The organism is Mucilaginibacter sp. UYNi724 (assembly GCF_054057495.1).
This window is the reverse complement of record NZ_JBSRZI010000036.1, coordinates 1-1,142: the sequence shown is the minus strand read 5'-3', so window position 1 is coordinate 1,142 and position 1,142 is coordinate 1. Positions and strand designations below refer to the sequence as shown.

The 1,142-nt window shown below is 47.8% G+C and carries 1 protein-coding gene and 1 pseudogene; both read left to right on the top strand.

Annotated features, from left to right (window positions below; genetic code table 11):
- Positions 1-401 (top strand): annotated as a pseudogene (locus tag ACVW0P_RS22190) (IS21 family transposase); the annotation flags it as partial.
- A 19-nt stretch (positions 402-420) separates the two neighbouring features.
- Positions 421-1,142, top strand: a 722-nt coding sequence (istB, locus tag ACVW0P_RS22185) for an IS21-like element helper ATPase IstB (RefSeq protein WP_457134009.1), incomplete at its 3' end; no start/stop codon positions are given.

Sequence of the window (1,142 nt, the reverse complement as noted above, 5' to 3'; positions counted from 1 at the left end):
TGCATAAACGGGCAAAGAACCCTTACGGCTATACAACCGATAAAGACCACATGGCCACTACACACCGCTTTGTAACCGACTGGACACCTGATAAGTTCCTGGATTGGGCTGCATCCATCCATGAGGATGTCAGGCTGTATATCCTTAAGATCCTTGACCGGAAGCAACACCCGGAGCAGGCTTACAAGTCCTGCCTGGGTGTTCTTGGCTTCGCCAAGAAAGCAGGTAACGAACGGTTAACGATGGCCTGCCAGCGTGCGCTCAGCTATGGCATCTACAACTATAAAACCATACAAACCATCCTGGAGAACAAGATGGACGGCTACGAGGAAAGCTTGTTTGCTGATGAGTTGCCTATGCCTAACCACGACAATATCAGAGGGAAAGACTATTACAAATAACCATTAAACAACAAATAACATGAACACAAGTACATTAGAAAAGCTGAGGAAGATGAAGTTCTTCGGCATGTTCCATGCCTTCAAAAGCAGCATGGAAACAGGTAAAACAAATGATTACACAGCAGATGAACTGCTGGCCCACCTGGTAGATGCAGAGTGGGACGACCGGCAAAACAGGCGTATCGAACGAACGATACAATATGCCAAGTTCCGCTATAAAGCCTCTGTAGAGGACGTTCATTATCATGCCGACCGAAGTATCGACCGCAACCAGATCATGCGACTGGCAGACTGTACTTTCATTGACCGCAATGAAAACATACTGGTTACCGGCAGCACCGGTATCGGTAAAAGCTATGTGGCTTCTGCCATCGGCTATCAGGCCTGTATGCTGGGCTACAGGGTATTTTATGCCAGCACGCCTAAGCTATTCGCCAAACTGAAGATGGCTAAGGCAGACGGCTCCTATATCAAAGAACTCGCTAAACTGGAAAGGACACAGCTGCTCATACTGGATGACTTCGGTATCCAGCCTTTTGATGCACAAAGCAGGGCTGCACTAATGGAACTGATTGAGGACAGGCATGGCAAGACCTCGCTGATCATTACCTCACAGTTACCGGTAAGCAAATGGTTTGAAGTGATCGGTGAAAAAACGGTTGCTGATGCGATCCTGGACCGGATCGTTCATGATGCGCACCGCATCGAACTGAAGGGAGAATCTATGAGAAGAAAACGTAA